The organism is Marinobacter sp., assembly GCF_039977835.1.
GTDB lineage: Bacteria > Pseudomonadota > Gammaproteobacteria > Pseudomonadales > Oleiphilaceae > Marinobacter.
Window position 1 is genome coordinate 295,086 of sequence record NZ_JBDWCL010000064.1, and the last position, 23,759, is coordinate 318,844.

The 23,759-nt window shown below is 59.2% G+C and carries 20 protein-coding genes and 1 riboswitch; of the genes, 14 read left to right on the forward strand and 6 right to left on the reverse strand.

Features of this window, described 5'->3' with window-relative positions; genetic code table 11:
• Window positions 1-107 precede the first annotated feature (107 nt).
• Window positions 108-1,466: a type III glutamate--ammonia ligase gene (gene glnT, locus ABJM11_RS19195; protein WP_348292611.1), complete on the forward strand. Its 1,359-nt coding sequence runs from the start codon at window positions 108-110 to the stop codon at window positions 1,464-1,466.
• A gap of 181 nt (window positions 1,467-1,647) precedes the next feature.
• On the opposite strand, the gene ABJM11_RS19200 is transcribed toward glnT, so the two are convergent.
• The 5 genes from ABJM11_RS19200 to ABJM11_RS19220 all read right to left on the reverse strand — a co-directional run bounded on the left by ABJM11_RS19200 (window position 1,648) and on the right by ABJM11_RS19220 (window position 8,616).
• The gene (locus ABJM11_RS19200; RefSeq protein ID WP_348292612.1) at window positions 1,648-2,259 is read right to left on the reverse strand and encodes a TetR family transcriptional regulator; all 612 of its coding nucleotides are present in this window, start codon (window positions 2,257-2,259) and stop codon (window positions 1,648-1,650) included.
• Window positions 2,260-2,481: 222 nt separating this feature from the next.
• A complete protein-coding gene (locus ABJM11_RS19205; RefSeq protein ID WP_348292614.1) occupies window positions 2,482-3,549 on the reverse strand; it encodes a putative urea ABC transporter substrate-binding protein in 1,068 nt (355 codons plus the stop codon).
• A 64-nt stretch (window positions 3,550-3,613) separates the two neighbouring features.
• Complete coding sequence (uca, locus tag ABJM11_RS19210) at window positions 3,614-7,249, reverse strand: urea carboxylase (protein WP_348292616.1); 3,636 nt, start codon at window positions 7,247-7,249, stop codon at window positions 3,614-3,616.
• Entirely contained in the window at window positions 7,240-7,878 is a 639-nt protein-coding gene (locus ABJM11_RS19215) for an urea amidolyase associated protein UAAP2 (RefSeq protein WP_348292617.1), read from the reverse strand. Before ABJM11_RS19215 ends, uca begins: the two co-directional genes overlap by 10 nt.
• Window positions 7,879-7,890: 12 nt before the next feature.
• Complete coding sequence (locus ABJM11_RS19220) at window positions 7,891-8,616, reverse strand: urea amidolyase associated protein UAAP1 (protein WP_348292618.1); 726 nt, start codon at window positions 8,614-8,616, stop codon at window positions 7,891-7,893.
• A gap of 58 nt (window positions 8,617-8,674) precedes the next feature.
• A riboswitch (guanidine-I (ykkC/yxkD leader) is annotated at window positions 8,675-8,799 on the reverse strand.
• A 374-nt stretch (window positions 8,800-9,173) separates the two neighbouring features.
• Here ABJM11_RS19220 and ABJM11_RS19225 point away from each other — a divergent pair.
• The 12 genes from ABJM11_RS19225 (at window position 9,174) to ABJM11_RS19280 (ending at window position 21,353) form a co-directional block, all read left to right on the forward strand.
• Window positions 9,174-10,694, forward strand: a complete 1,521-nt coding sequence (locus ABJM11_RS19225; RefSeq protein ID WP_150990242.1) for an aldehyde dehydrogenase family protein — start codon at window positions 9,174-9,176, stop codon at window positions 10,692-10,694.
• Between the two features lie 336 nt (window positions 10,695-11,030).
• The gene (gene pqqA / locus ABJM11_RS19230; protein WP_007153157.1) at window positions 11,031-11,102 is read left to right on the forward strand and encodes a pyrroloquinoline quinone precursor peptide PqqA; all 72 of its coding nucleotides are present in this window, start codon (window positions 11,031-11,033) and stop codon (window positions 11,100-11,102) included.
• A 53-nt stretch (window positions 11,103-11,155) separates the two neighbouring features.
• On the forward strand, window positions 11,156-12,085 hold the full coding sequence (pqqB, locus tag ABJM11_RS19235; protein ID WP_348292619.1) for a pyrroloquinoline quinone biosynthesis protein PqqB: 930 nt from the start codon (window positions 11,156-11,158) through the stop codon (window positions 12,083-12,085).
• On the forward strand, window positions 12,082-12,837 hold the full coding sequence (gene pqqC, locus ABJM11_RS19240) for a pyrroloquinoline-quinone synthase PqqC (RefSeq protein ID WP_348292620.1): 756 nt from the start codon (window positions 12,082-12,084) through the stop codon (window positions 12,835-12,837). The genes pqqB and pqqC overlap by 4 nt, the downstream gene beginning before the upstream one ends.
• A complete protein-coding gene (pqqD, locus tag ABJM11_RS19245; RefSeq protein ID WP_348292622.1) occupies window positions 12,837-13,112 on the forward strand; it encodes a pyrroloquinoline quinone biosynthesis peptide chaperone PqqD in 276 nt (91 codons plus the stop codon). Before pqqC ends, pqqD begins: the two co-directional genes overlap by 1 nt.
• Window positions 13,109-14,263, forward strand: coding sequence for a pyrroloquinoline quinone biosynthesis protein PqqE (pqqE, locus tag ABJM11_RS19250; protein ID WP_348292624.1), 1,155 nt, complete (start codon window positions 13,109-13,111; stop codon window positions 14,261-14,263). The genes pqqD and pqqE overlap by 4 nt, the downstream gene beginning before the upstream one ends.
• Window positions 14,264-14,639: 376 nt before the next feature.
• Entirely contained in the window at window positions 14,640-16,139 is a 1,500-nt protein-coding gene (locus tag ABJM11_RS19255) for a prolyl oligopeptidase family serine peptidase (RefSeq protein WP_348292659.1), read from the forward strand.
• Window positions 16,140-16,189: 50 nt separating this feature from the next.
• On the forward strand, window positions 16,190-17,353 hold the full coding sequence (gene ercA, locus ABJM11_RS19260) for an alcohol dehydrogenase-like regulatory protein ErcA (RefSeq protein ID WP_348292625.1): 1,164 nt from the start codon (window positions 16,190-16,192) through the stop codon (window positions 17,351-17,353).
• The gene (locus ABJM11_RS19265) at window positions 17,337-19,088 is read left to right on the forward strand and encodes a NahK/ErcS family hybrid sensor histidine kinase/response regulator (protein WP_348292626.1); all 1,752 of its coding nucleotides are present in this window, start codon (window positions 17,337-17,339) and stop codon (window positions 19,086-19,088) included. Before ercA ends, ABJM11_RS19265 begins: the two co-directional genes overlap by 17 nt.
• Window positions 19,089-19,137: 49 nt before the next feature.
• Window positions 19,138-19,422: a hypothetical protein gene (locus ABJM11_RS19270; protein WP_348292627.1), complete on the forward strand. Its 285-nt coding sequence runs from the start codon at window positions 19,138-19,140 to the stop codon at window positions 19,420-19,422.
• A gap of 27 nt (window positions 19,423-19,449) precedes the next feature.
• Window positions 19,450-20,826 (forward strand): class II fumarate hydratase, encoded by a 1,377-nt coding sequence (locus ABJM11_RS19275; RefSeq protein WP_348292629.1) that lies wholly within the window; start codon window positions 19,450-19,452, stop codon window positions 20,824-20,826.
• A gap of 44 nt (window positions 20,827-20,870) precedes the next feature.
• Window positions 20,871-21,353, forward strand: a complete 483-nt coding sequence (locus tag ABJM11_RS19280) for a CDP-archaeol synthase (protein WP_348292631.1) — start codon at window positions 20,871-20,873, stop codon at window positions 21,351-21,353.
• 10 nt (window positions 21,354-21,363) lie between these two features.
• Here the strand turns inward: ABJM11_RS19280 and ABJM11_RS19285 are convergent, their stop codons facing one another.
• Window positions 21,364-22,338 (reverse strand): metallophosphoesterase, encoded by a 975-nt coding sequence (locus ABJM11_RS19285; protein ID WP_348292632.1) that lies wholly within the window; start codon window positions 22,336-22,338, stop codon window positions 21,364-21,366.
• A 144-nt stretch (window positions 22,339-22,482) separates the two neighbouring features.
• Here ABJM11_RS19285 and chrA point away from each other — a divergent pair, with 144 nt between their 5' ends.
• Window positions 22,483-23,676 (forward strand): chromate efflux transporter, encoded by a 1,194-nt coding sequence (chrA, locus tag ABJM11_RS19290; RefSeq protein ID WP_348292633.1) that lies wholly within the window; start codon window positions 22,483-22,485, stop codon window positions 23,674-23,676.
• Window positions 23,677-23,759 lie beyond the last annotated feature (83 nt).

Consider the following 23,759-nt stretch of genomic DNA (forward strand, 5'->3'; position numbering starts at 1 on the left):
AATATATATACACGCTGGCATGTATGTTGAATGACAGAAGCGTTGAAAGAAACGTGCCAGAAAACACATTGATCACCCGCACTGTCGGGGAACAGAGAGGAAACAGGATGACTGACCTGACCAATACCCAGGCCCTGAAACAGAAGCTGGCGGATGCCGGCGTCAAATACGCCATTGCCAGCTATGTGGATATCCATGGCATCAGCAAGGGCAAGTTTGTGCCCGTTGCCCACCTTGGCCAGATGATGGAAGGTTCCGAGCTATATACGGGGGCTGCCCTGGACGGTGTGCCCCAGGACATCTCCGATGACGAAGTGGCGGCGATGCCAGATGCTGATGGCCTTGCCATCTGCCCCTGGAACCGAAAGCTCGCCTGGTTCCCGGGTAACCTCTACCTCAACGGAAAGCCTTTCGAAGCCTGTTCCCGCAATATTTTTCGTCGACAGCTGGAGGCGGCTGCCGGTATGGGTTACCGCTTCAATCTGGGTATTGAAACGGAGTTCTTCCTGTTCCGGGATACCGAAGATGGCGGCTTTGCACCGTTGAGTGACCGCGACAACCTGGGCAAGCCCTGCTACGACCCACGCACTCTGATGGATAGCCTGCCCATTGTGGATGAGTTGGTGGACGCCATGAGTGAACTGGGCTGGGATGTGTATTCCTTCGATCACGAAGACGCCAACGGTCAGTTCGAAACCGATTTCAAATACGCCGACGGCCTGACCATGGCCGACCGCCTGGTGTTCTTCCGCATGATGGCCAACGAAATCGCCCGCAAGCACGGCGCCTTCGCCAGCTTCATGCCCAAGCCCTTCGCCGACCGCACCGGCAGCGGCGCCCATTACAATATGTCCCTGGCAGACACCAAAACCGGTAAGAACCTGTTCGAGCCCGACGGCGACGACCTGCATAACTGTGGCATCAGCAAGATCGCTTATCACTTCACTGCTGGTGTACTGAAGCACGGTGCCGCCATCAGTGCCGTTATCGCCCCCACGGTAAACAGCTACAAGCGCCTAGTCCGCCAGGGCAGTATGTCCGGCTCCACCTGGGCGCCGGTATTCATGTGTTACGGCTCCAACAACCGCACCAACATGATCCGCATCCCGGGTATGGGAGGGCGTATTGAATGCCGCGCGGCAGACATTGCTTGTAATCCCTATCTCGGCAGCGCCCTGATTCTGGCCGCCGGCCTGGAAGGCATTCGCGAAGGCCTGGAGGCCGGCGCACCCCACCACGAGAACATGTACAACTACAGCGACGCGGAAATCGCCGAGCGTGGCATTGAGTATCTGCCCCGCAACCTGGGTGAGGCGGTGGAGGCTTTCGAGGCAGATCCGCTGGCCAAAGAGGTGTTCGGCGAGGCAATGTTCAAAAGCTTTGTGGAGTACAAGAAAGGAGAGTGGGAGAGCTATCACAACCATGTGTCTGAATGGGAAGTTGATCGCTATCTGAAGATGTTCTGATCGGTTTTTGGCGGTTTTACTCTGACCGCGCTGGCGGGTGGGAGCCCTTTCAGGGGCACGCTGTAAATACGTCCCTGTACGCTTGACGAAAACATCCCTGTTTTCGACATCCCCTGAAAGGGCTCCCACCCGTCAGCGCTACCATGCAGTTGCCTGCAACCACGAATGGCGCTGTCTTTCGCTACTTCTTCCCGAGCAATGCCCAGAACTGCCGCTGAAAAAACGGCGTTTCCCGTTTAAGTGAAAACAGTTTTGGCGCAAACAGCCACGTCTGGGTAATGCCCATCAAATAGGTGTAACTTAGCAAGCCCAGGTCTTTGGGGTCTTCTTCCGTTGTGATCAAACCTTGCTCAACCGCCTGCCCCACCAAATCCCGGAACAACCCGATAATCGACTTCGTCAGCGCCCGCTCCCGTTTCAGTGTCCGGCTCATGGCGTCGGTCAGTTCGGTCTTGTTCAGCAGAATCTCGAACGACTGTCGGTATTGTCTGTTATTCGCCAGCAGCCCCAGCCATTGTTCGATAAACCGGTCCATCGCCTCTATTGGCGTCTCCCACATACCTGCGCATTCCGCCACCAACGCTTCCAACGGTTCCTGGGAATAGGCAAGCACCGCTTCGTACAGGTCATCCTTGTTCTGAAAATGCCAGTAAATCGGCCCACGGCTACAACCGGCTTCTTTGGCAATACGGCTCAAGGTGGTGAGTGAATAGCCGTCCCGGCTAAACAGTCTCAATGCAGCTTCCAGAACCGTCTGGCGCGTTTTCTCAGCATCTTCCTTGGTACGACGCATGAACTTTTCATTCTCCAGTCAACTGTGCTGCACGGGGTTGGTGTGGGGAGGTCTTTCCAAAACTGTACGGAGCCATGGATGGCGGAGTCCAAGCGCCCCAGGGATGGGCCGAAGGAGCGTGTTTTGGAAATACCTCCCCACACCAACCTACTCCCAGGCCCACAAAAAAGGGCACGAGTAATCGTGCCCTTAGCTGCCAATCAAGGCAAGCAATGACCAGATCTAGATCTCGTTGTCAGCAGCCATCTGCATGAAGCTATCGTTAAACCGCAGCTTCACATTGCTCGAGTCGCCCATGATGGAACCGTCCGGAAACTCGATGCCAACGAAGTCCGGGCTCATGGCACCCTGGCCCAGCAGCCCCTTTTCATACGAGAACTGACGAACGCTGTCCATCGCCTCCCGGGCTTCCTCGCTGCGGATAAACTCCACCGAATTCTCCGGCTTCCAGAACATCTTCATGCCCGCCAGCTGCGCCTCGTAACCAGCCTGGTCGGTGCCTGAAATCTCTCCGAGAAACGCCCGGGCCTCCTCGCCCTCCTCAGAGTCCGAGGCCAGGATGCTCATGGTTTCATACCAGGCGCCCACAAGGGCTTTGCCCAGCTTGGGGTTGTCTTCCAGAGTCTCGGAATTTACCAGGGTCAGATCCTTGATGTGGCCCGGAATCTGGCTGGAATCAAACAGCGGTGTCACGCCAGGGTAGTTGGAAACTTCTGTCAGCAGCGGGTTCCAGGTAGTCACGTGGCGAACATCGTCGGTCTGGAAAGCAGAAACCAGGTCCGCGTCGGATATGTTCACCACGCTGATATCCCGCTCCTCCAGGCCAACGGTATCCAATGCCCGTACCAGCAGGTAATGGGACACCGACAGTTCCACCAGGTGAACCGTCTCGCCCTCCAGCTCTTCAATGGAGGTTGCGTCCTTGGAGACCAGGCCGTCATTGGCATTGGAATAGTCGCCAACAATCAGAGCGGTGGTATCCAGGCCCGAGGCGGCCGGAATCGACAGGCCGTCCATGCTGGTGGCCACCACGCCGTCAAACTGGCCGGCGGTGTACTGGTTGATGGACTCGATGTAGTCGTTGACCTGTACGATGTCCACCTCGATGTCGTACTTGTCGGCCCACTTCTTCATGATCCCGTAGTCTTCGGCATACTGCCAGGGCACCCAGCCGGCGTAGATGGTCCAGGCGATGCTGAAGGAATCCTTTTCCTCGGCAAGAGCAGCCATGGATAGGGACGCGGTCAGCAGGCCGGCCGCCAGGCGTTTGCTCAGGTCAGATGTTTTCATGGTGTCTCTCCTCGGGCGATGCCCGTGTTGGTAGATCGGGTCTTTTATTTCAACGTTGCTGGCATTACTCGGTAATCTCCTCGACGATCACCACCGGCGTTCCCGGTGAGACCGCCTGGCCCGCTTCCCGTCGCACATCCACCACGCGGCCGGCGACCGGGCTCAGTAGTTCGATTTCCATCTTCATGGATTCCACCACCGCCACCGGGCGCTGTGCCTCGATGGTATCGCCGGGCTTGACCAGGCATTCCCAGAGGTTGCCTGCCACGTGGCTTTCCACCGCATGCTGGCCGGCGGGGAGGTTGGCGAAGTCGTCTTCGCCGGTATCCTCGATCGGTGCCTCGGAACTGAAGTTGATCTGGCCCGATTCGATCCAGCGTTGCAGCTCCTCGTCGAAGGCCTGCTTGCGCTTGTCGGTGAAGGTCTGGATCTCGTCGTTGTTGTCCGCCAGGAACCGTTCGTAGTCCTTCAGGTTGAAGCGGGTTTCCTCGACGCGGATCGGGTAGTCGCCGTTGGGGAAGTCCCGGCGGATCTGTTGGAGCTCTTCAGCGCTGACTTCGTAGAAACGCACCTGATCGAAAAACCTGAGCAGCCAGGGCTTGCCTTCCTCGAAGAAGTCCGTGGTGCGGTAGCGATTCCACATCTGCAGGGTACGGCCGACAAACTGGTAGCCACCGGGCCCTTCCATGCCGTAGATGCACAGGTAGGCGCCGCCGATGCCCACGGAGTTCTCCGCGGTCCACGTGCGTGCCGGGTTGTATTTGGTGGTCACCAGTCGATGACGAGGGTCCAGCGGTGTGGCCACCGGAGCGCCCAGATACACGTCGCCCAGGCCCATTACCAGGTAGCTGGCATCGAAGACGGTCTTCTTGACCTCGTCGATGCTGTCCAGCCCGTTGATGCGGCGGATGAATTCCAGGTTGCTCGGGCACCAGGGGGCGTCCTTGCGCACCGACTGCATGTATTTGGCGATGGCGGTCTGGCAGGCTTTGTCATCCCAGGACAGGGGCAGGTGCACGATGCGCGCCGGCACATCCCATTCCGGCTGCTTTTCCAGTTCCTTTTCCGCGCTGATCAGCACGTCCAGCAAGGTGCGCTGGTTCAGTTTCTGGCTGTCGTAATGCACCTGCAGGGAGCGGATGCCCGGGGTCAGTTCCAGAATGGCGTCGTGGTTCTGTTCCCGCAGCCACAACATCAGGGCGTGGGCGCGGAAGCGCAGGCGGATATCCAGTTCCATGGGGCCGTATTCCACCAGCACGTAGTTGTCGCCGGCGGCCCGGTAGACCACACCGGTTTCGTGCTCGGTGTTGCTGAGCGAATCCAGAATCGGGGTTTCCGGTTTGATGGGCGTGATATAGGCGGTGGCTGCAGTCAGGGTGGCCACGGATTCATCCAGGGCTTCCCGCAGGGCAACCGCCTGATCCTGACTGACCGGCACAAACCGCACCTTGTCCCCGGCCTTGAGCTGGCCCAGTTTCCAGAGATCGGCGCTGATAACCGTGACCGGGCAGACGAAGCCGCCCAGGCTGGGGCCATCGGGGCCGAGGATTACCGGCATGTCGCCGGTGAAATCCACGGTGCCGACTGCATAGGCGTTGTCGTGAATGTTGGAGGGGTGCATGCCCGCTTCGCCGCCGTCGCTGCGGGCCCATTCCGGTTTCGGGCCGATCAGGCGAACGCCGGTGCGGCTGGAGTTGTAGTGGATTTCCCATTCACTGCTGAAAAAGGTGTCGATGTCCTGGCCCGTGAAATAGTCCGGCGCTCCGTGGGGGCCATAGGTCACGTGGAGCTTCCAGGTTTTGCCGATGGTCGGTTTCAGCTCGTTGGGCAGGGTGGTGGCATTAACCGGACTGGTGTTGCTTAACCCCAGTACATCTCCCGCCAGCAGGGCGCGGCCACAGTGGCCGCCGAACTGCCCCAGGGTAAAGGTACTGCAGGAGGTGAGATATTGCGGGCAGTCCAGGCCGCCACGGAACAGCACATAGGCCCGGGCACCATCGCCGGTGGTGGCGCCGAGTTTCAGGGTGGCACCGGCGGGTACGTCAATCACTGTCCAGAAACCGACCGGCTCATCGTTCAGGGTGGCGTCCAGCGGCGCGCCGGTGAGCACAATCTGGGTGGCCCGGTTAAAGCTGAGCACCGGCCCTTTGAGGGTGATTTCCAGGCCCGGCGCCTTTTCCGGGTTACCCAGTAGCCGGTTACCAAGCCGGAACGAGTAACTGTCGAAGGGCCCCGAGGGTGGCACACCAATTTCCCAGTAGCCGATCCGCCCCGGGTAATCCTGAATCGTTGTCATTGTGCCGCCACTGAGCACATCCACGGTCGCTGGCTGATAGTCGAATTCATTGAGAGTGCGGGTGAACAGGCGGCCTTCCACAAATCGTGAGTCGTCCAGCACCTGGCGCACGTACTTGAGGTTGGTCTCAATGCCGTAGAGCAGGCTCTCGTCGAGGGCCTGCATCAGTCGCTGCCGGGCCGATTCCCGGTCCTGCTCATGCACGATCACCTTGGCGAGCATGGGATCGTACAGGGGCGACACTTCCGTGCCCGGCTGTATCCAGGTATCGATACGCAGGCCGTTGTCCTCGGGCCAGACAACATTGGTGAGCAGGCCGGCCCCGGGCTGGAAATCCTTGTTGGGATCTTCAGCATAGATGCGCGCCTGGATGGCGTGGCCGGAAGCGGTGAGGTTACCGCTCAGGTTGTCCAGATCGGGCAGGGTGCCGGCCCCGAGTTCCACCATCCAGCGTACCAGGTCCATGCCATATACCTGTTCGGTCACGCCGTGCTCTACCTGTAGGCGGGTATTCACTTCCAGGAAGTAGAACTCGGCGGTATCCGGGTCGTAGATAAACTCCACCGTTCCGGCGCTGCGGTAGGCAATGCTTTCGCCAAGCTGGCGGGCGGTGACGTGCATGCGGGTACGGACGTCGTCGGTCAGGCCTGGCGCTGGCGCTTCCTCGATCACCTTCTGGTTGCGGCGCTGGGCGGAGCAGTCCCTTTCCCCCAGGGCCAGCACCTGACCCTTACCGTCGCCGAAAAGTTGCACTTCGATATGGCGGGCGTGTTCCACGAATTTTTCCAGGAATACACCGCTGTTGCTGAAGTTGTTCTGGCTCAGGCGCTGGACAGACTCAAAGCTTTTGTTTAGATCGTCCGGGCCGTAACAGCGGGACATGCCAATGCCGCCCCCGCCGGCGGTGCTCTTCAGCATCACCGGGTAGCCGATCTCGTCCGCGGCTTTCAGGGCCTGATCCAGATCCGTCAGCAGACCGGTGCCGGGCAGCAACGGCACGCCGGCATCTTCCGCTAGGGCACGGGCGGTATGCTTGAGGCCAAACTGCTCCATCTGCTCCGGCGTCGGGCCAAGAAAGACCACACCCTCGGCGTCACAGCGGCGGGCAAAATCGGCATTCTCGCTCAGGAAGCCGTAACCCGGATGAATGGCGCCAGCACCGCTCTTGCGGACCACCTCGAACAGCTTGTCCTGGTCCAGGTAGGTGGCCGCGGCCGGGCCCTCGCCCAGTGAATACGCCTCGTCTGCCTGGCGCACGTGCAGGGAATCCGCGTCTGCTTCGGCGTAGACCACCACGGACGTGATACCCATCTCCCGCAGGGTGCGGATGATCCGGCAGGCGATGGCCCCGCGGTTGGCGATCAGGACTTTGTCGAACGTGTTGCAGGTGCCGCTCAGTTCCATATCAACACCTCGATCGGTGTCGGGTTCCAGCCGTTGCAGGGGTTGTTCAGCTGTGGGCAGTTGGAAATCATCACCAGCACGTCCATCTTTGCTTCCAGCTCTACGTACTTGCCGGCGTCGGAAATGCCGTCGGCGAAGGTCAGGCCGCCATCGGCAGTGACTGGCACGTTCATGAAGAAGTTGATGTTGTGGGTGATGTCGCGCTTGGTCATGCCCAGCTCTTCATGCTCGGTCACCGCTACCAGCCAGCTGTCACGGCAGGCGTGCATGCACTTTTTCTCAAGGGCGTAGCGGGTGGTATTGCTCTCCGCTGCGCAGGCACCACCGAGGGTGTCGTGGCGGCCGCAGGTGTCGGCAGTGATTTCCAGCATTACGTTGTTTTCCGAGGACATCAGTTTCGAGCCGGCGGTCAGGTAAACGTTGCCCTGCTCGCGGATGGTGTCCACGGCGCTGTAACGCTCGGTGGGGTTGTGGGCGTTATAGAACAGGGTGTCGGCGGCCTGGTTGCCTTCCAGGTCCAGAATGCGAACGGTCTCACCGGCTTTCACCACTTTCAGGAAATACTCGCCTGCCGGTACGGTTTCGCGGAAGACGGCGTTTTCGGGTTTCAATGCGCTTTGCTTGATCATGTCCGGCCTCCGTTACTGAAACAGGTGGTAAAGGGCAGTGTTGGCGAAGGCCCGGGTGGCCTCAGGCGACGAGAGCTTGCAAAGGTCTGCATCGCTCACGGGGCTCGCCTTGAACAGCTGGTAACGCAGGGGGTGGCTGGGGTACTCGCTGGCCGGATTCATCGGGTGCGGGCAGGTGTGCAGCACCACGATGGTGTCCATTTCGAAGCGCAGGTCGACGGTGGCGCCAGCGTGGGACGCATCGCTGACAAGAGTCATGTTGCCCTCGTCATCGGTCTTGACCTTGCTGAACCAGTTCAGATTGGCGGTCAGATCCTTCTTGCCCAGGCCATACTTGGCCAGCTCATTCAGAAAGCTGCTGAATCCGTTCCGGTGGTAGTGGTTGTGGGCTTGCTGATAGGTCTTTTTGCCCCACCGCTTTTCAACCAGCTCGGCATTGCAGGTGCCGCTGACGGTATCGTGCCAGCCCATGTCGTCGCGAATGATGGAGGCAAAAACACGGCCCATATCCGAAAGCAGTACATGGCCCCGGGTAAGCTTGAAGGTATGTTGGTTTTTCAGGGTATCCGGCATGTTGTACCTCTCGAGAGGGTTCTCGGGGTTGTACATCAACATGCCGACATTGGCACCGCCGGTTTCGTCAATCAGGCGCAGCACGTGGCCGCGGCGCATGATGAAGGACCAGTGGGATCCGCCGGGAATCAGATCGTCGTAGAGGGGGGCTGCTGTTTGCAACATGGCCTTTTCCTCCTGGCTGGGAGTTTCAAAAAAACGAGAGGCGTCAGTAACTGAACGATCCTCCCGGGCTTTTGTCCCGCCGTGTAGCCTTGGAAAAGGCCGTCAACTCTCGGACCAGCCACCTGTCTTGCCTCGCATTTGCATCGCTACGAGGAACAGGCCGGAACCCTAGTTGACCATTTGTCAGATTGTCGCGCTTTGATTGTGGTTTCAGTAACCGACTTCTCGCTGCGTACTCTGAGCGTTGCAGAGTCCGTGCCAATTAATAAACGGCTGTTTCCACGGGGATTTTATTTTTGAAGCCGACAGTGGCTGCTTTCTGGCAGGGCGCGCGCACCGTTTTTGTGCGTAAGGCGGGACGTTTGCGGTGCAGTATTCTATTGGTGTGAACTGACCGGGAAGGCGGCAGTAAGGCGGCCCTTATGCCATCTACTACCAAGGGAGGAGTTTTTCACCTCCATCGAATCATTCACCTATCCGGCGAGGGGGTCTACATTGAGTGGGTAAACGCGAAAGGCCGCGTTGCCCTTCGACAAACACAACAAGAGGTCGAGACCATGATCTACGCACAACCAGGAAAGGAAGGCTCCGTCGTCTCCTTCAAACCCCGTTACGAAAACTTTATTGGTGGTGAGTGGGTCGCTCCCGCCAAGGGCCAGTATTTTGAAAACATCACCCCGGTTACCGGTGACGTGATCTGTGAAATTCCGCGTTCCACTGCCGAAGATATCGAGCTGGCGCTGGACGCCGCCCATAAGGCCGCGCCGGCCTGGGGCAAAACGTCTACCACCGAGCGTTCCAACATTCTGCTGAAAATTGCAGACCGCATTGAGCAGAACATCGAGATGCTCGCGGTTGCTGAAACCTGGGACAACGGTAAGGCAGTGCGTGAAACTGTTAACGCCGACCTGCCGCTGGCAGTGGATCACTTCCGCTATTTCGCCGGGTGTATCCGTGCCCAGGAAGACACCTCCAGTGCCATCGACAACAACACCGTGGCGTATCATTACAATGAGCCCCTGGGCGTTGTGGGCCAGATCATCCCCTGGAACTTCCCGCTGTTGATGGCGGTCTGGAAACTGGCGCCCTGTCTGGCGGCGGGTAACTGCACCGTGATGAAGCCTGCCGAGCAGACGCCAGCCAGTATCCTGATCCTGATGGACCTTATTGGCGACCTGTTGCCACCGGGTGTGGTCAACATCGTGAATGGTTACGGCATTGAGGCCGGCCAGGCCCTGGCTACCAGCAAGCGCATCGCCAAGATTGCGTTTACCGGCTCAACCCCTGTGGGTGCCCATATCCTCAAGTGCGCCGCCGAGAACATCATTCCCTCCACAGTGGAGCTGGGCGGCAAGTCCCCCAACATCTACTTCTCCGATGTCATGCAGGCCGAGCCGGAATTCATCGACAAGTGCGTGGAAGGCCTGGTACTGGCGTTCTTCAACCAGGGTGAGGTGTGCACATGCCCATCTCGCGCCCTGATCCAGGAAGACATGTACGACGAATTCATGGCCAAGGTTATTGAACGCACCAAGGCGATCAAGCGTGGTAATCCGCTGGATACCGATGTGCAGGTGGGTGCCCAAGCCAGTAAAGAACAGTTCGACAAGATCATGTCCTATCTGGAAATCGGCAAACAGGAAGGTGCGGAAGTGCTGACCGGTGGTGGCCGCGAAGAGATGGAAGGCGAGTACAACAACGGCTTCTATGTTCAGCCTACACTGCTGAAAGGCAAGAACGACATGCGAGTGTTCCAGGAAGAAATCTTCGGCCCGGTGGTGGGTGTGACCACCTTCAAGGACGAGGAAGAGGCCCTGGCAATTGCCAATGATACCGAGTTCGGCCTGGGTGCCGGCCTGTGGACCCGTGACATCAACCGTGCCTATCGCATGGGCCGTGCCATCCAGGCGGGCCGTGTATGGACCAACTGCTACCACCAGTATCCTGCTCACGCAGCTTTTGGCGGTTACAAGAAATCCGGTGTTGGCCGTGAGAACCACAAGATGGCGCTGGATCATTACCAGCAGACCAAGAACCTGCTGGTCAGCTACGACATCAACCCGCTGGGCTTCTTCTGAGTCTGGCAAACCAATGACTGTTGTGCCCGGGCCTATCCACACAGGCCCGGTAGCGAGTCCGCATAAGGATGTGCATTTTCTTCCCCGGTGACTGGCTGGGGGTACGTGGGTTTTCCTGCCATTGCTTTGGCCCTTCCCAGGGCCTTTTTTTGTTTTAGCTGCTGCACTTTTGAAGATGGTCCGAAAGGATGAATTCCTGCACCCACGCCAGTCGAAAATCAGTGCCAAAGTACCATATTTGCTCCTCCTTGGACTGGGTAGGATTGAGAGTGAGTTACCGGAAAGCCGGCTAACGGATCCTGAATGCCACAACAATCATCACAAGAGGAAAGCATCATGTGGACCAAACCAGCCTATGAAGACCTGCGGATCGGGTTCGAAGTCACCATGTACTTCGCCAACCGCTGAGAAAAGATGGCCAGCCCAGTTGCGCTGGCCATTCTGTTTCAGGAGTTCCCATCATGCAGATTCGTATCCTTGGCTCCGCGGCTGGAGGTGGCTTTCCCCAGTGGAACTGCAACTGCGCCAATTGTGACGGTTTCCGTAAAGGTACCCTGAGCGCCACCGCCCGTACCCAGTCCTCCATAGCAATCAGTGAGGATGGTGTCAGCTGGATTCTCTGTAACGCCTCCCCGGATATTCGTGCACAGCTGGCTTCGTTTGACGCCATGCAGCCGGCCCGGGCCCTGCGGGACACCGGTATCGGTGCGGTGCTGTTGATAGACAGCCAGGTGGATCACACCACCGGCTTGCTGATGCTGCGGGAGGGCCTGCCACTGGATGTGTGGTGTACCGGGCAGGTGCATGAAGATCTCAACAGCGGGTTTCCACTATTCCGCATGCTTCAGCACTGGAACGGTGGCCCACAATGGCGTGAAGTGCCGTGCACCGATCGGCAGTCCTTTACCATACCCTGCGCACCCTCTCTGCGTCTGACGGCTATTCCGCTGCTCAGTAACGCGCCACCGTATTCGCCACGCAGGAACAATCCGCATCCCGGTGACAACATCGGGCTGTTTATCGAAGACACCCGCAGTGGTGAAACAGTAATGTACGCGCCGGGCCTGGGCCAGCCGGATGAACAGATCCTGGAATGGATGCGCAAGGCCGACACCCTGCTGGTGGATGGCACTGTATGGCACGACGATGAAATGCTGCGTTGCGAAGTGGGCACCCGCACCGGCCAGGAAATGGGTCACCTGGCCCAGAGTGGCCCGGGCGGCATGATCGAGGTGCTCGACACCATGCCGGCGAAGCGGAAGATCCTTATCCACATCAACAACACCAACCCCATTCTGAATGAGGACTCGCCGGAGCGGGCTGTGCTGGCAAAGCACGGTATCGAAGTCTCCTTTGACGGAATGCACCTGGACATGGCGGTGCCCTCATGAATGCCATCGCGACCCCGGTTATGAACCGCGAGGATTTCGAACAGGCCCTGCGGGCCAAAGGCCGGTATTACCACATCCACCATCCCTATCATAAAGCTATGTACGGCGGTGCCTGCACGCCGGAGCAGATTCGTGGCTGGGTGGCCAATCGTTACTACTACCAGATCAATATTCCCCGCAAGGATGCCGCCATCATGGCCAACTGTCCGGATGCCTCCGTGCGTCGGTTATGGCTGCAGCGGGTGCTGGATCACGATGGCCACACTGATGACGAAGGCGGTATCGAAGCCTGGCTCAGCCTGGCGGAAGCGGTGGGGCTGACCCGTGAGGAAGTGAACGATCAGCGCCATGTGCTGCCCGGTGTCCGTTTTGCCGTGGATGCCTATCTGAACTTTGCCCGACGCGCGACCTGGCAGGAAGCGGCCTGTTCCTCACTGACTGAACTGTTCGCGCCGGAGATTCACCAGTCCCGGCTCGACAGCTGGCCCCAGCACTATCCCTGGATCAGGACTGAGGGCTATGTCTATTTCCGCAAGCGGCTGGCAGAGGCACGTCGGGATGTGGAGCACGGCCTCAGCATTACGCTGGATCATTTCACGACAGCGGCACAGCAGGCCCGTGCGCTGGAAATTCTGCAATTCAAACTGGATATCTTATGGTCGATGTTGGATGCCCTGACTATGGCTTATCAGCACCAGACGCCACCGTATCATACCGTCACCGACCAGCCAGTGTGGCACCGGGGGCTGTGATGGCGGTGGGTATGAAGCAGATACCGAAACTGCGCCCGGGGTTCCGCTTTCAGTGGGAGCCGGCCCAGAATGCCCACGTATTGTTGTACCCGGAAGGCATGGTGCGGTTGAACGACAGTGCGGGTGCCGTATTGAAGGAAGTGGACGGCCAGCGAAGCGTGGCTGACATTGTGGCAGTCCTGGAGCAACAGTTTCCGGATGCGGGATCCCTGGCGGGCGATGTCAGCGATTTCCTGAACGATGCCCAGCAGCAACACTGGATTCTGTTCTCATGAATAGCCATCACGCCATGCCTGCAGGTGACCGCCCCGGTATTGGCCCGCCGCTCTGGTTGCTGGCGGAGCTGACATACCGCTGCCCGCTGCAGTGCCCCTACTGCTCCAATCCGCTGGATTTTGCCCAGGCCGAGCAGGAACTCACCACCGAGGAGTGGGTGCAGGTGCTGCGCCAGGGCCGTGAAATGGGCGCGGCGCAACTGGGCTTCTCCGGCGGCGAACCGCTGGTGCGCCAGGACCTCCCGGAGCTGATTGCCGAGGCGCGAGAGCTGGGGTATTACACCAACCTGATCACGTCGGGGCTGGGGCTGACGGAAGCCAAGGTAAATGCTTTTCAGGACGCCGGTCTGGATCACATCCAGGTGAGCTTCCAGGCCTCGGACCCGGAGCTGAACAATGCCGTAGCCGGTTCCCGCAAGGCCTTCGACCAGAAACTGGCCATGGCCCGTGCGGTGAAAGAAGCGGGTTACCCCATGGTGCTCAACTTCGTGATCCATCGACACAACATTCACCAGATGGAAGACATCATCAGCCTCTGCGAACGGTTGGGTGCAGACTATGTAGAGCTCGCCACCTGTCAGTATTACGGCTGGGCTTTCGAGAACAGGGAAGGGCTGATGCCGTCCAGGGCGCAACTGGAGAAAGCCGAAGCGGAAGTGAATTCCTCCCGCAAGCGCCTGGGCGCCAGCGGTTCGGCCATGAAACTGATCTTTGTTACGCCGGATTACTACGAGGAGCGGCCGAAGGCCTGCATGAACGGCTGGGGCAGCCTGTTCCTCACCGTGGCGCCGGATGGCACCGCCTTGCCCTGCCACAGCGCAAGACTGCTGCCTGTCGAATTTCCCAATATCCGCGAATCCTCGCTACACTCCATCTGGTATGACAGCCCGGGTTTCAATCACTACCGGGGCGATAGCTGGATGCCGGAACCCTGCCGTTCCTGTGACGAAAAAGACAAGGATTTCGGCGGTTGCCGGTGCCAGGCCTACCTGTTAACCGGCAATGCCGACAACGCCGACCCGGTGTGCAGCAAGTCGCCCCACCACGACCGCATCCTCGCCGCCCGCAAGGCGGCGGACCACGCCACTGCCGGGCTGGAGGAGCTGACCTATCGTAACGCCGACAACTCCCGGTTGTTCTTCCGGGGCTGATACGCCAGATCGGTCGTCATCCCTGCCGCTTTCCGCAGAGCAGGCCTGCGCAGCGTTTACCCAGCGAGGAGCGCTGACGGCATCCCGGGCGGGCATATTCTGGCTGGAGTTTGACCCGGCCAGTGGTGGCATCCGGCTCAGAAAGGCTGTTCCCCATGGCTCTCAATGGGTAACTCCTCCACATTTTGCCGTTCGCAGCCAGGTCAACGGGTATGGTGGTGGAGCGTTATGCGCAGGGCCAGACGACCTGTTTGCGGTAGAAGCGACTGGCCAGCAGATTCACCGTATCGACCCGGGCACCGGCACTACCAAAGCGCTAACGCAGGACCCGGACGCCAGCTTCGGCGGGCTGGTCTGGGACCATCATTTGCACCGTGTGCTGGCCGTTCGCGAAAGCATGGGGCGCCAGCAGTTGGTGGCGGTCCAGGCCGATAACCGGCTCCGGCCTCTTCACGACAGTGAGGACTTTTATAGCGCGCCGGCAATGTCTGACAGTGGCGCACGTATTGCCTGGGTGAGCTGGTCCCTGCCGGACATGCCCTGGGTGGCCTCGCTTCTCTGGACAGCGCATGTTGCTGCAGACGGCAAGCTGATCCAAGCGCGGTGCTGGCCGACGCCTACAGACGGCTGCGTGCAGCAGCCTGTATTTGATGGTGAAGAGCTGCACGTGCTGTCGGACCACGAAGGCTGGTGGCAGCCGTGGCATGTTTCCTTTGCGGAAGGGCGGGCTAACTGGACCTGCCTCGATGCCATGGCTGCGGATCATGCCAGTGCGCCCTGGCAACTGGGGGAGTGTCACTACTGTGCTCTGGGACAGGGTGGATGGGCGCGGGTGCGTTATGTTTCAGGGGTCGGGGAGCTATGGCTGAAGGTGTATGCTGACGCCCCATCTGTGAGGGTCGGCCGGGCCTATACTGACTTTCGTCACCTGACGGTCTTCGACGGCAAACTTTATTGCATTGCCCGCTCGGCCTCCCGGCTCGATGCGGTGTTAGCTGTGAATCCTGAGACTGGCCATGTCCACACGCTTGCCGGGGGTGAATGCCCGTTCCCTGATAGGCCAGTGGTCACGGCTGAAACCTTCAGGATTCCACCTTCGGAGGGGGTGCACCAAGAGGTCAGTGGATTCCTGTATCCGCCGGTCCAGGGCGGGCGGAAGAGTGCGCCTCCACCATTAATCCTGATTGCCCACGGCGGGCCCACCTCCACCGCGTGGCCGGTTTTCAATCCGCAGGTGCAGTTCTGGTGCCATCACGGGTTCGCGGTGGCGGAAGTGAATTACCGTGGCAGTGCGGGATTTGGCCGGGATTTCCGCCTGGCCCTGGCGGGTAATTGGGGCCAGGCTGAGGTGGAGGATATGGAACGGGCGGCCGATTACCTGGTGGCTGGTGGCCGCGCTGATGCCAGTTGCCTGTTTGTCCAGGGCCGCAGCTCTGGCGGATACACTGCCCTGAGGGCGATGATTCACAGCCGGCGTTTCCGGGCCGGTGCCAGCCTGTTTGGAGTCAGTGACCCTTCGCGCTTGCGGGAGGTGACACACCGCTTCGAGTCAGGTTACCTGGATTGGCTGCTGGGATCGCATGAGGCGTTTCCCGGGCGCTGGCGTGAGCGCACACCCGTTTTGCAGGCCCATCACATACGCGGGCCGATGATCTTCTTCCAGGGCGGGCAGGACCGGGTGGTGGTGCCGGAACAGACTAGGACGATGGTGCGTGTGCTTGAGCAAAACCGACAGCCCGTTGAGCTCTGGTGGTTCGAGGAGGAAGGCCACGGCTTCCGTCAGCAACACAACCAGATTACATTGCTGGAGAAACTGCTGGCGTTCTATCAGAGGCACGGCCAAAAGTGCGATGATGGCGGTAAACAGTTCAGGTAAACTTGAGCTGGATATAACAACAACAGACAGCATCGCTGAAGAGAAGGCTCATGAGCTACGACATTTCCGCTCTGCGCAAGTTTGTTTCCCCCGAGATCGTTTTTGGTGCCGGCTCACGCAAGGCCGTGGCCAACTTTGCCAGCAACTTCGGGGCCCGCCATGTGTTCCTGGTGTCAGACCCGGGTGTGGAGAAAGCCGGCTGGGTTGCGGAAATCGTGGATATTCTGGTGGCGGCGGGCATTCGCGTAACCGTGTTCACCGGGGTGTCCCCCAACCCCAAAGTGGATGAAGTGATGGCGGGCGCCGAGCTTTACCGGTCCAACGAGTGTGACGTGATCGTTGCCATTGGCGGTGGCAGCCCCATGGACTGTGCCAAGGGTATTGGTATTGTTAGCGCCCATGGCCGGAACATTCTCGAATTCGAGGGCGTGGATACCATTACCTCGCCATCACCTCCGATGATCCTGATCCCAACGACGGCTGGCACGTCCGCCGATGTCTCCCAGTTTGCGATCATTTCCGACCCCAACCGTCGCTTCAAGTTCTCTATTATCAGCAAGGCAGTGGTGCCGGATGTATCGCTGATTGATCCGGAAGTAACGGAAACCATGGATGCCTACCTGACCGCCTGCACCGGTGTCGATGCCCTGGTGCACGCTATCGAGGCCTTCGTTTCCACCGGCAGCGGGCCGCTGACGGACACTAACGCGCTGGAAGCTATCCGGCTGATTAACCGCAACCTGGAACCGCTGGTGCAGAACACCACCGATGTTCAGCTGCGGGAGCAGATCATGTTGGCTTCCATGCAGGCGGGGCTGGCCTTTTCCAATGCGATTCTGGGGGCAGTGCACGCCATGTCCCACAGCCTGGGCGGCTTCCTGGATCTTCCCCACGGGCTTTGCAATGCCTTGCTGCTGGAGCATGTGGTGGCCTATAACTACACCTCCGCTGAGGACCGCTTCAAGAAGGTGGCCGAGGCCATGGATATTGACACTCGGGGCATGTCTAAACCGGTGATCAAGCAACGCCTGATGGAGCGGATCATCACCCTGAAGCGGGCGGTTGGGCTGGAGGCCAAGCTGGCCAAGCTGGGCGTGACTCCGTCCGACATTCCCTATCTGTCGGGGTTCGCGTTGCAGGACCCCTGCATCCTGACCAACCCGCGCAAGTCATCTCGCCGTGATGTCGAAGTCGTGTATGAAGAAGCCCTCTGATTCCAGCGATGCCGACTACGACATCGGCGACCTGCTCGGTCTTGGCAGCCAGTCGGTACGCAAGAACTATTACCCGGCATTGCAGGCTCGGATAGACGAGCTGGAGAAAGAGCGCAACCGCTATAAATGGCTGTTTGAAAACGCCCTTCACGGTATCTTCCAGGCCAACCTCAGGGGCGGTTTTGTGGCCGCCAACCCTGCGATGGCCCGTATGTGCGGCTATGACAGTGTCGAAGACCTGATAACCCGGGTTATTCGCCTGCGTGAGCAGCTGTTCTGCAGTTCCGGGGAATTTGATGTTATCCGCCAGGAACTGCTGGATCACGGTAGTCTCAGCGCCCGGGAAGCCCGGCTGAGGCGCGCGGACAACACGCCCGTGCATGTTGCCATTACACTGCTGAGGCGCCCCGACCTTGGTCCGGAAGTGGTGGAAGCCTTTGTTGCAGACATCACCGAACGCCATCAGGCCAGGGAAAAGCTGCGCCAGCTCAATGTCAATCTGGAACGCCGCGTAGAGGAGCGTACCGACGAACTGCAGAACGCCAATGTAGTGTTGCGCTACCAGATCGAGCAGCGGGAGAAAGTGGAGCAGGAGCTTGTTGTGGCGGTAGACGCCGCGCGGCAGGCCAATGAAAGCAAGGACAAGTATCTGGCGGCGGCCAGCCACGACCTGCTCCAGCCCCTGAATGCCGCCCGCCTGCTGGTCTCCGCCCTGATGGACAGCAACCTGCCGACGGACGAAAACCGGCTGGTGCATCGGGTTCAGCGCTCCCTGGAAAGCGCAGAAGACCTGCTCGCGGATCTGCTGGATATCTCAAAGCTGGATCAGAAAGCCATGCAGCCGGATTATGTCCTCACCGACATCGGGGAGTTGATGCGTGGTCTGGCCCAGGAATTCGAGCCCCTGGCCGAGAACGCAGACCTGAATTTTCGACTGCGGGCAGGCGCCGGCAGCGTCTGCACCGATTCAAGAATGTTGACACGGATTCTCAGGAACCTGTTGAGTAATGCTTTTCGTTACACCACCGAAGGCGGGATTCTGTTCGCAGCGCGCAAGCGTGGCCCGAACCTGGAAATCGGGGTGTGGGATACCGGTGTCGGAATCGAACAGGAAAAGCTTGAGGACATTTTCCGGGAGTTCCACCAGATATTGCCCAAAGGGGGCAGCCGTCAGGGGGTTGGCCTGGGCCTGGCTATTGTCGACCGCATGGCAAGGGTGCTGGGTTGTGAAATTCGGGTGGATTCTACCTACGGCAAGGGCTCCTGCTTCAGCGTCCTCCTGCCCCTGACGACTATTACAAAGGCCTCTTCCGGTCACCGGAAATCGGAGTTGCCGGTCTCTTCAGTCGCGTCTTTTGGGGGGCTATGCGTTCTGGTCATTGATAACGAAGAACCGGTGCAGGAAAGCATGCGGGCATTGCTGGAACGTTGGGGTTGCCGGGTAGTGACCGCGGGAAGCGCGGCGGCAGCCATTAACCAGGGCCACGACGCGGACATCATTCTTGCGGATTTCCACCTGGATGACAATCTGACCGGGTGCGAGGCGGTCCATACGGTGCGTCGTCACTTCGATCGGGATATTCCCGCTGCGGTCATCACCGCCGACCGCAGCGATGATACCCGGCGCCTGATCACATCCCAGTACCTGCCCATCCTCAACAAACCGGTAAAACCCAACCGTCTTAGAGCGCTGATTACCAGCCTGGCCACATCCCTGAACCCCGAGCGGAAATGACGGTCTACACTCTATTCTGTCAACGATGGTTTTGTCAGGAGAGAGAGTTATGTCCGTTTCCGAGAATTCCCTTACCAATCACGAAGTGACGGTGTGCCTCTCTGGTGGCGCGATACTGGGACCGTTCAATGCCACCTGGTCCAGGGACGAGGGCGGCGACGTACGAGAGCTGGTGCGGGAGTATGACGGTTACCTGCAAGGTGAAAAACAGCGCCGGTTCAAGTTTCATCTGCACGACACCTACACCAATACGGTTCATACCCTGATTCTGAATTTTGATCAGGTTACCGGCATTTGCGACCATGTGAGATTGAAGTCGCCGATCAACGAATAGTCGACTCTGGCTGATAAGGAGAGTGTCATGACCATATTCAGGACGGAAAAAGACAGCCTGGGCGAAGTCCGTGTTCCCGAAGAGGCCCTGTGGGGAGCCCAGACCCAGAGAGCCGTGGAAAACTTCCCGGTCAGTGGCTTGGCAATGCCTCATGCGTTCATCGCTGCAGTTGTCCGGGTAAAGCAGGCAGCTGCCGATGCCAATGCAAGCCTTGGGCTGCTGGACAACAAGGTACGTGACGCGATTGTCGCGGCAGGCAATCGCATACTGAATGGCGAATGTACCGACCAGTTTCCGATTGACCGTTACCAGACCGGGTCTGGCACCAGCACCAATATGAATGTGAACGAGGTGATCGCGGCACTGGCGGCACAGGAAGGGGTCGAAATCCACCCCAATGATCACGTCAACATGAGCCAGAGCTCCAATGACGTTATTCCAACGGCGATCCATATCAGTGCGCTCACCGGTGTTCACGAACGGCTGATACCGGCATTAACCCATCTGTGCGGAATTATTTATGAGCGGGAGGCAACGTTCTCCGAGCAGGTCAAAACCGGCCGTACCCATCTGATGGACGCCATGCCGGTCACTTTGGGCCAGGAATTGCGAACCTGGCGGGAACAGTTGCTGGCCACAGAAAAGCGGCTGGCCGCGGCAGCGGACGATCTGCTCCTGGTTCCCCAGGGGGGAACCGCGGTAGGCACGGGTGTGAACGCGTTGCACGAGTTTCCGGAGCAGTTCGTCAAATTTCTGAAATCCAACACCAAGTTCCATTTCCACTCGCTGGAGCACAAGTTTGTCGGGCAGAGTGCGGTTGATGCCCCCGTTGCGCTGTCGTCCCAGCTCAGGGGCCTGGCGATTGTGCTCACAAAAATTGCCAATGATCTGCGCTGGATGAACAGCGGCCCCATTCATGGGCTGGCGGAAATCAGTCTGCCCGCATTGCAGCCAGGCAGCAGCATCATGCCTGGTAAGGTTAACCCGGTGATACCCGAGTCGGTGGCCATGGTGGGTGCCCAGGTCATGGGTATGGACAGCAGCATTGCTATTGCCGGTCAGTCCGGCAATTTCCAGCTGAATGTGATGTTGCCACTGGTAGGCGCCAACCTGCTGGACATGATTGAGCTGCTGACCAACGCGTCCACCATTCTCGGTGAAAAGGCTATTCGCGATTTCACAGTGAATTCTGATCACCTGAACGCAGCGGTAGGCAAGAACCCGGTTCTGGTGACGGCGCTGAATCCGGAGATCGGTTACAGCCTCGCCTCTGATATTGCCAAAGAAGCCTATCAGAGCGGCCGGCCGGTTATCGACGTTGCTGAAGAGCGCAGTGGTCTTGACCGTAACAGGCTGGAAGAGTTGATGGATCCGCTGAAACTCACCAAAGGCGGCGTGTCCTGAAAAGGCGACGTTCCCCGGATGACATCTGACAGAGGCAGAGCTGTTTGCTGATTTCTCTCGAGCTCTTCGTGATGCTGGTGCTGGCAAACGGGGCACCGGTGGTTGCCGCCCGGATACTCGGCCGCCGCTGGTCGCGCCCTGTTGACGGTGGCCGGCTTTGGCGGGATGGACGTCCGCTGCTCGGGGACAGCAAAACCTGGCGAGGGATTGTTTCCGGGACGCTCGCCTGCGGTCTGTTCGCACTGTTTATCGGGGCAGGGCTGCTGTTTGGCGTGCTGTTCGGGTTGCTGGGGCTGATCGGAGATATGATGAGCAGCTTTATCAAGCGCCGTGCCGGGTTGAGCTCCAGTGCCCGGGCCCTCGGGCTGGACCAGATTCCCGAGGCGTTGTTGCCTATGATTCTGGCATGGTACTGGCTGGAACTGAGTGGGTTTGTCGTGGTCAGTGTGGTAGTGCTTTTTACCATCTCCAATATACTGTTGTCGCCGCTGCTGTACCGGCTGGGCATTCGCCACCAGCCCCACTGAGCAGGTTCTGCTAGTCTGGCCCGCCGGTGAGGGTATGCAACGTAACTTCGGGTGGGCAGTTCAGGCGAACGTTGACTACTGACGTGCCCGTTCCGGGAGAGGTATACCCCTGCATGCCGTTTCGGCGCCAGTAACCGCGGCCCAGTTCCCGTGGGCAATCGGAATCCAGGGTGACGGGGATGCCCCCGGGCAGGCAGATCTGCCCGCCGTGGGTATGGCCACAGAGGAAAACGTCGTAGCCGGCGTGGGCCGCTTCCCGCCAGATCTCGGGGGTGTGGCTGAGTAACAGGCTGATGGCGCCTGCGGGAATGTCGTCGCCGGCCTTGTGCAGGTTGTGAACCTTGTAGAAGTGCGCATCGTCCACGCCTGCGAGGTAGAGTTTGTCGTCCCCTCGTTGCAGCACGGCATGCTCGTTCATCAGCAGGTGATATCCCATATCTTCGAGGCCGGGTACCATGCGCACACTGTCGTGATTTCCCAACACTGCATAGGCCTTGCCTCGAATGGCGGCCCGTAACCGTGTCATGCCCTCCATGGCATCCTCAATCGGCCCCCAGGTCTGGCGTCGGTAGTCACCTGTCAGCACGCACAGGTCGTACTCCAGTGGCGCAATCCGGTTAATCACCGCCTGCAGGTTGGCCTCGTCCATATCCACATGGAGGTCGGTCAGTTGCAGGATGCGGTAACCTTCGAACGCGGCGGGAAGGTCGTTGATGTGGAAGCGGTTATGGACTGTATCCAGGCGGCGGCTGTTGGCCTGCCCACGCCGGAACAGCCCTGCCAGTTTCAGGCAGGTACTGATAAACCGGGGCGCGGAAGTGATATTCTCGAGGTGGAACGAGTGCCGGTCAGGTCCGAAAACCTTTGACTCTGCTTCCTGTTCGATTCCCAGGCGTTGTCGCGCATGGACCGGGCCAAGCCGGAGGCTCAGCCGATACTCCAGCAGCTCATCCTGATTTTCTGGTGTATGGGCCCGAGCGGTCATTGTCGATCCTGTTGGTTGTAGAAAACGGTTCTGTCACGATCCGGTCAACCCGCTCCTTCATTATGGTTGGGTATGGGAGTGATGCAACCGGAACGTCATAATGTTCATACATCTTAATTCACGCTGTTAAACACAGAGAGTTCCATGTCCAGGGGTGTCTGCTCCAAGAATGACTGTGCCGGGGCGTTACCTGCCTGGCATATATTTTTGCTGTTTTTGCGGCTTGGTCTGACCTCGTTCGGTGGCCCGGCTGCTCACCTCGGGTTCTTCCATGAAGAGTTTGTAAAGCGCCGTCGCTGGTTGTCGGATTCCGCCTATGGCGAAGTGGTGGCGCTGTGTCAGTTGCTGCCCGGCCCCGCATCCAGCCAGGTAGGCCTCACTATCGGGTTTCTTCAGCGAGGCTACAGTGGCGCAGCAGCGGCCTGGCTTGGTTTCACCTTGCCCTCAGCCCTGGTGATGACTCTGTTTGCCCTTGGTCTCGGCCTATGGCCTGGGGCCGGGACCGGTGGCTGGGTCACCGGTCTTAAGCTGTTTGTGGTGGCGGTTGTGGCCCAGGCTGTGTGGCAGATGGGCCGCAACCTGTGCCCGGAAGGCCCCCGGCTATCCATTGCCATGCTGGTGGCGGTCCTTTTGCTGTCGGTCGGCGCAACCTGGATGCAGATTCTCGCCCTGATTATCGCCGGGGCCGCTGGTGCGGTACTGAAACTGCCCCAGCAGCAGTCCGCGGAGGCGCTGACCATACCCGTGCAGACACGCCACCCCCTGGTTTTCTTTGTGGTATTTGTTGTGCTTTTAGTGCTGGCGTTTCTCCCCATGGCCCAGGGGTCACTGGGCTGGGTTTGGGCGGAGTTGTATCGTGCCGGCGCCCTGGTCTTCGGCGGTGGCCACGTCGTATTGCCCTGGCTGCAGGAAGGCTTTGTTGCCACTGGAAATATGCCGGCAGACACCTTTCTGGCCGGTTACGGGGTGGCCCAGGCCATGCCTGGGCCACTGTTTTCCTTCTCCGCATTTCTTGGCGGCATCGAAAACGGTTGGGCCGGTGCTGTCGTGGCGGTTGTTGCGGTCTTTCTGCCTGGAACCTTGCTGGTGTTTGCCGGTCTTCCCCTGTGGTCCTATATTCGCGAACATGGAGGTGTGCGCGCAGCGCTTGCGGGGGTGAATGCAGGTGTTGTCGGGTTGTTGCTGGCAGCACTTTATGATCCGGTCTGGACGTCTGCCGTACATAGTTCGGGCACAATGGCGTTTGTGTTTCTGGCCTGGGTCAGCCTCGCTGTATGGCGGGTGCCCGTCTGGATTCTGGCGCCCGGAAGTGCGCTGGCAGGGTTGCTGCTCTTCTGATCAGAAGAGCAAAGGTGGATAAACCGGGTCAGTAAGGCCACACTTGAACGTAAATGTAATTGCACAATCGGTAATGACTCAGA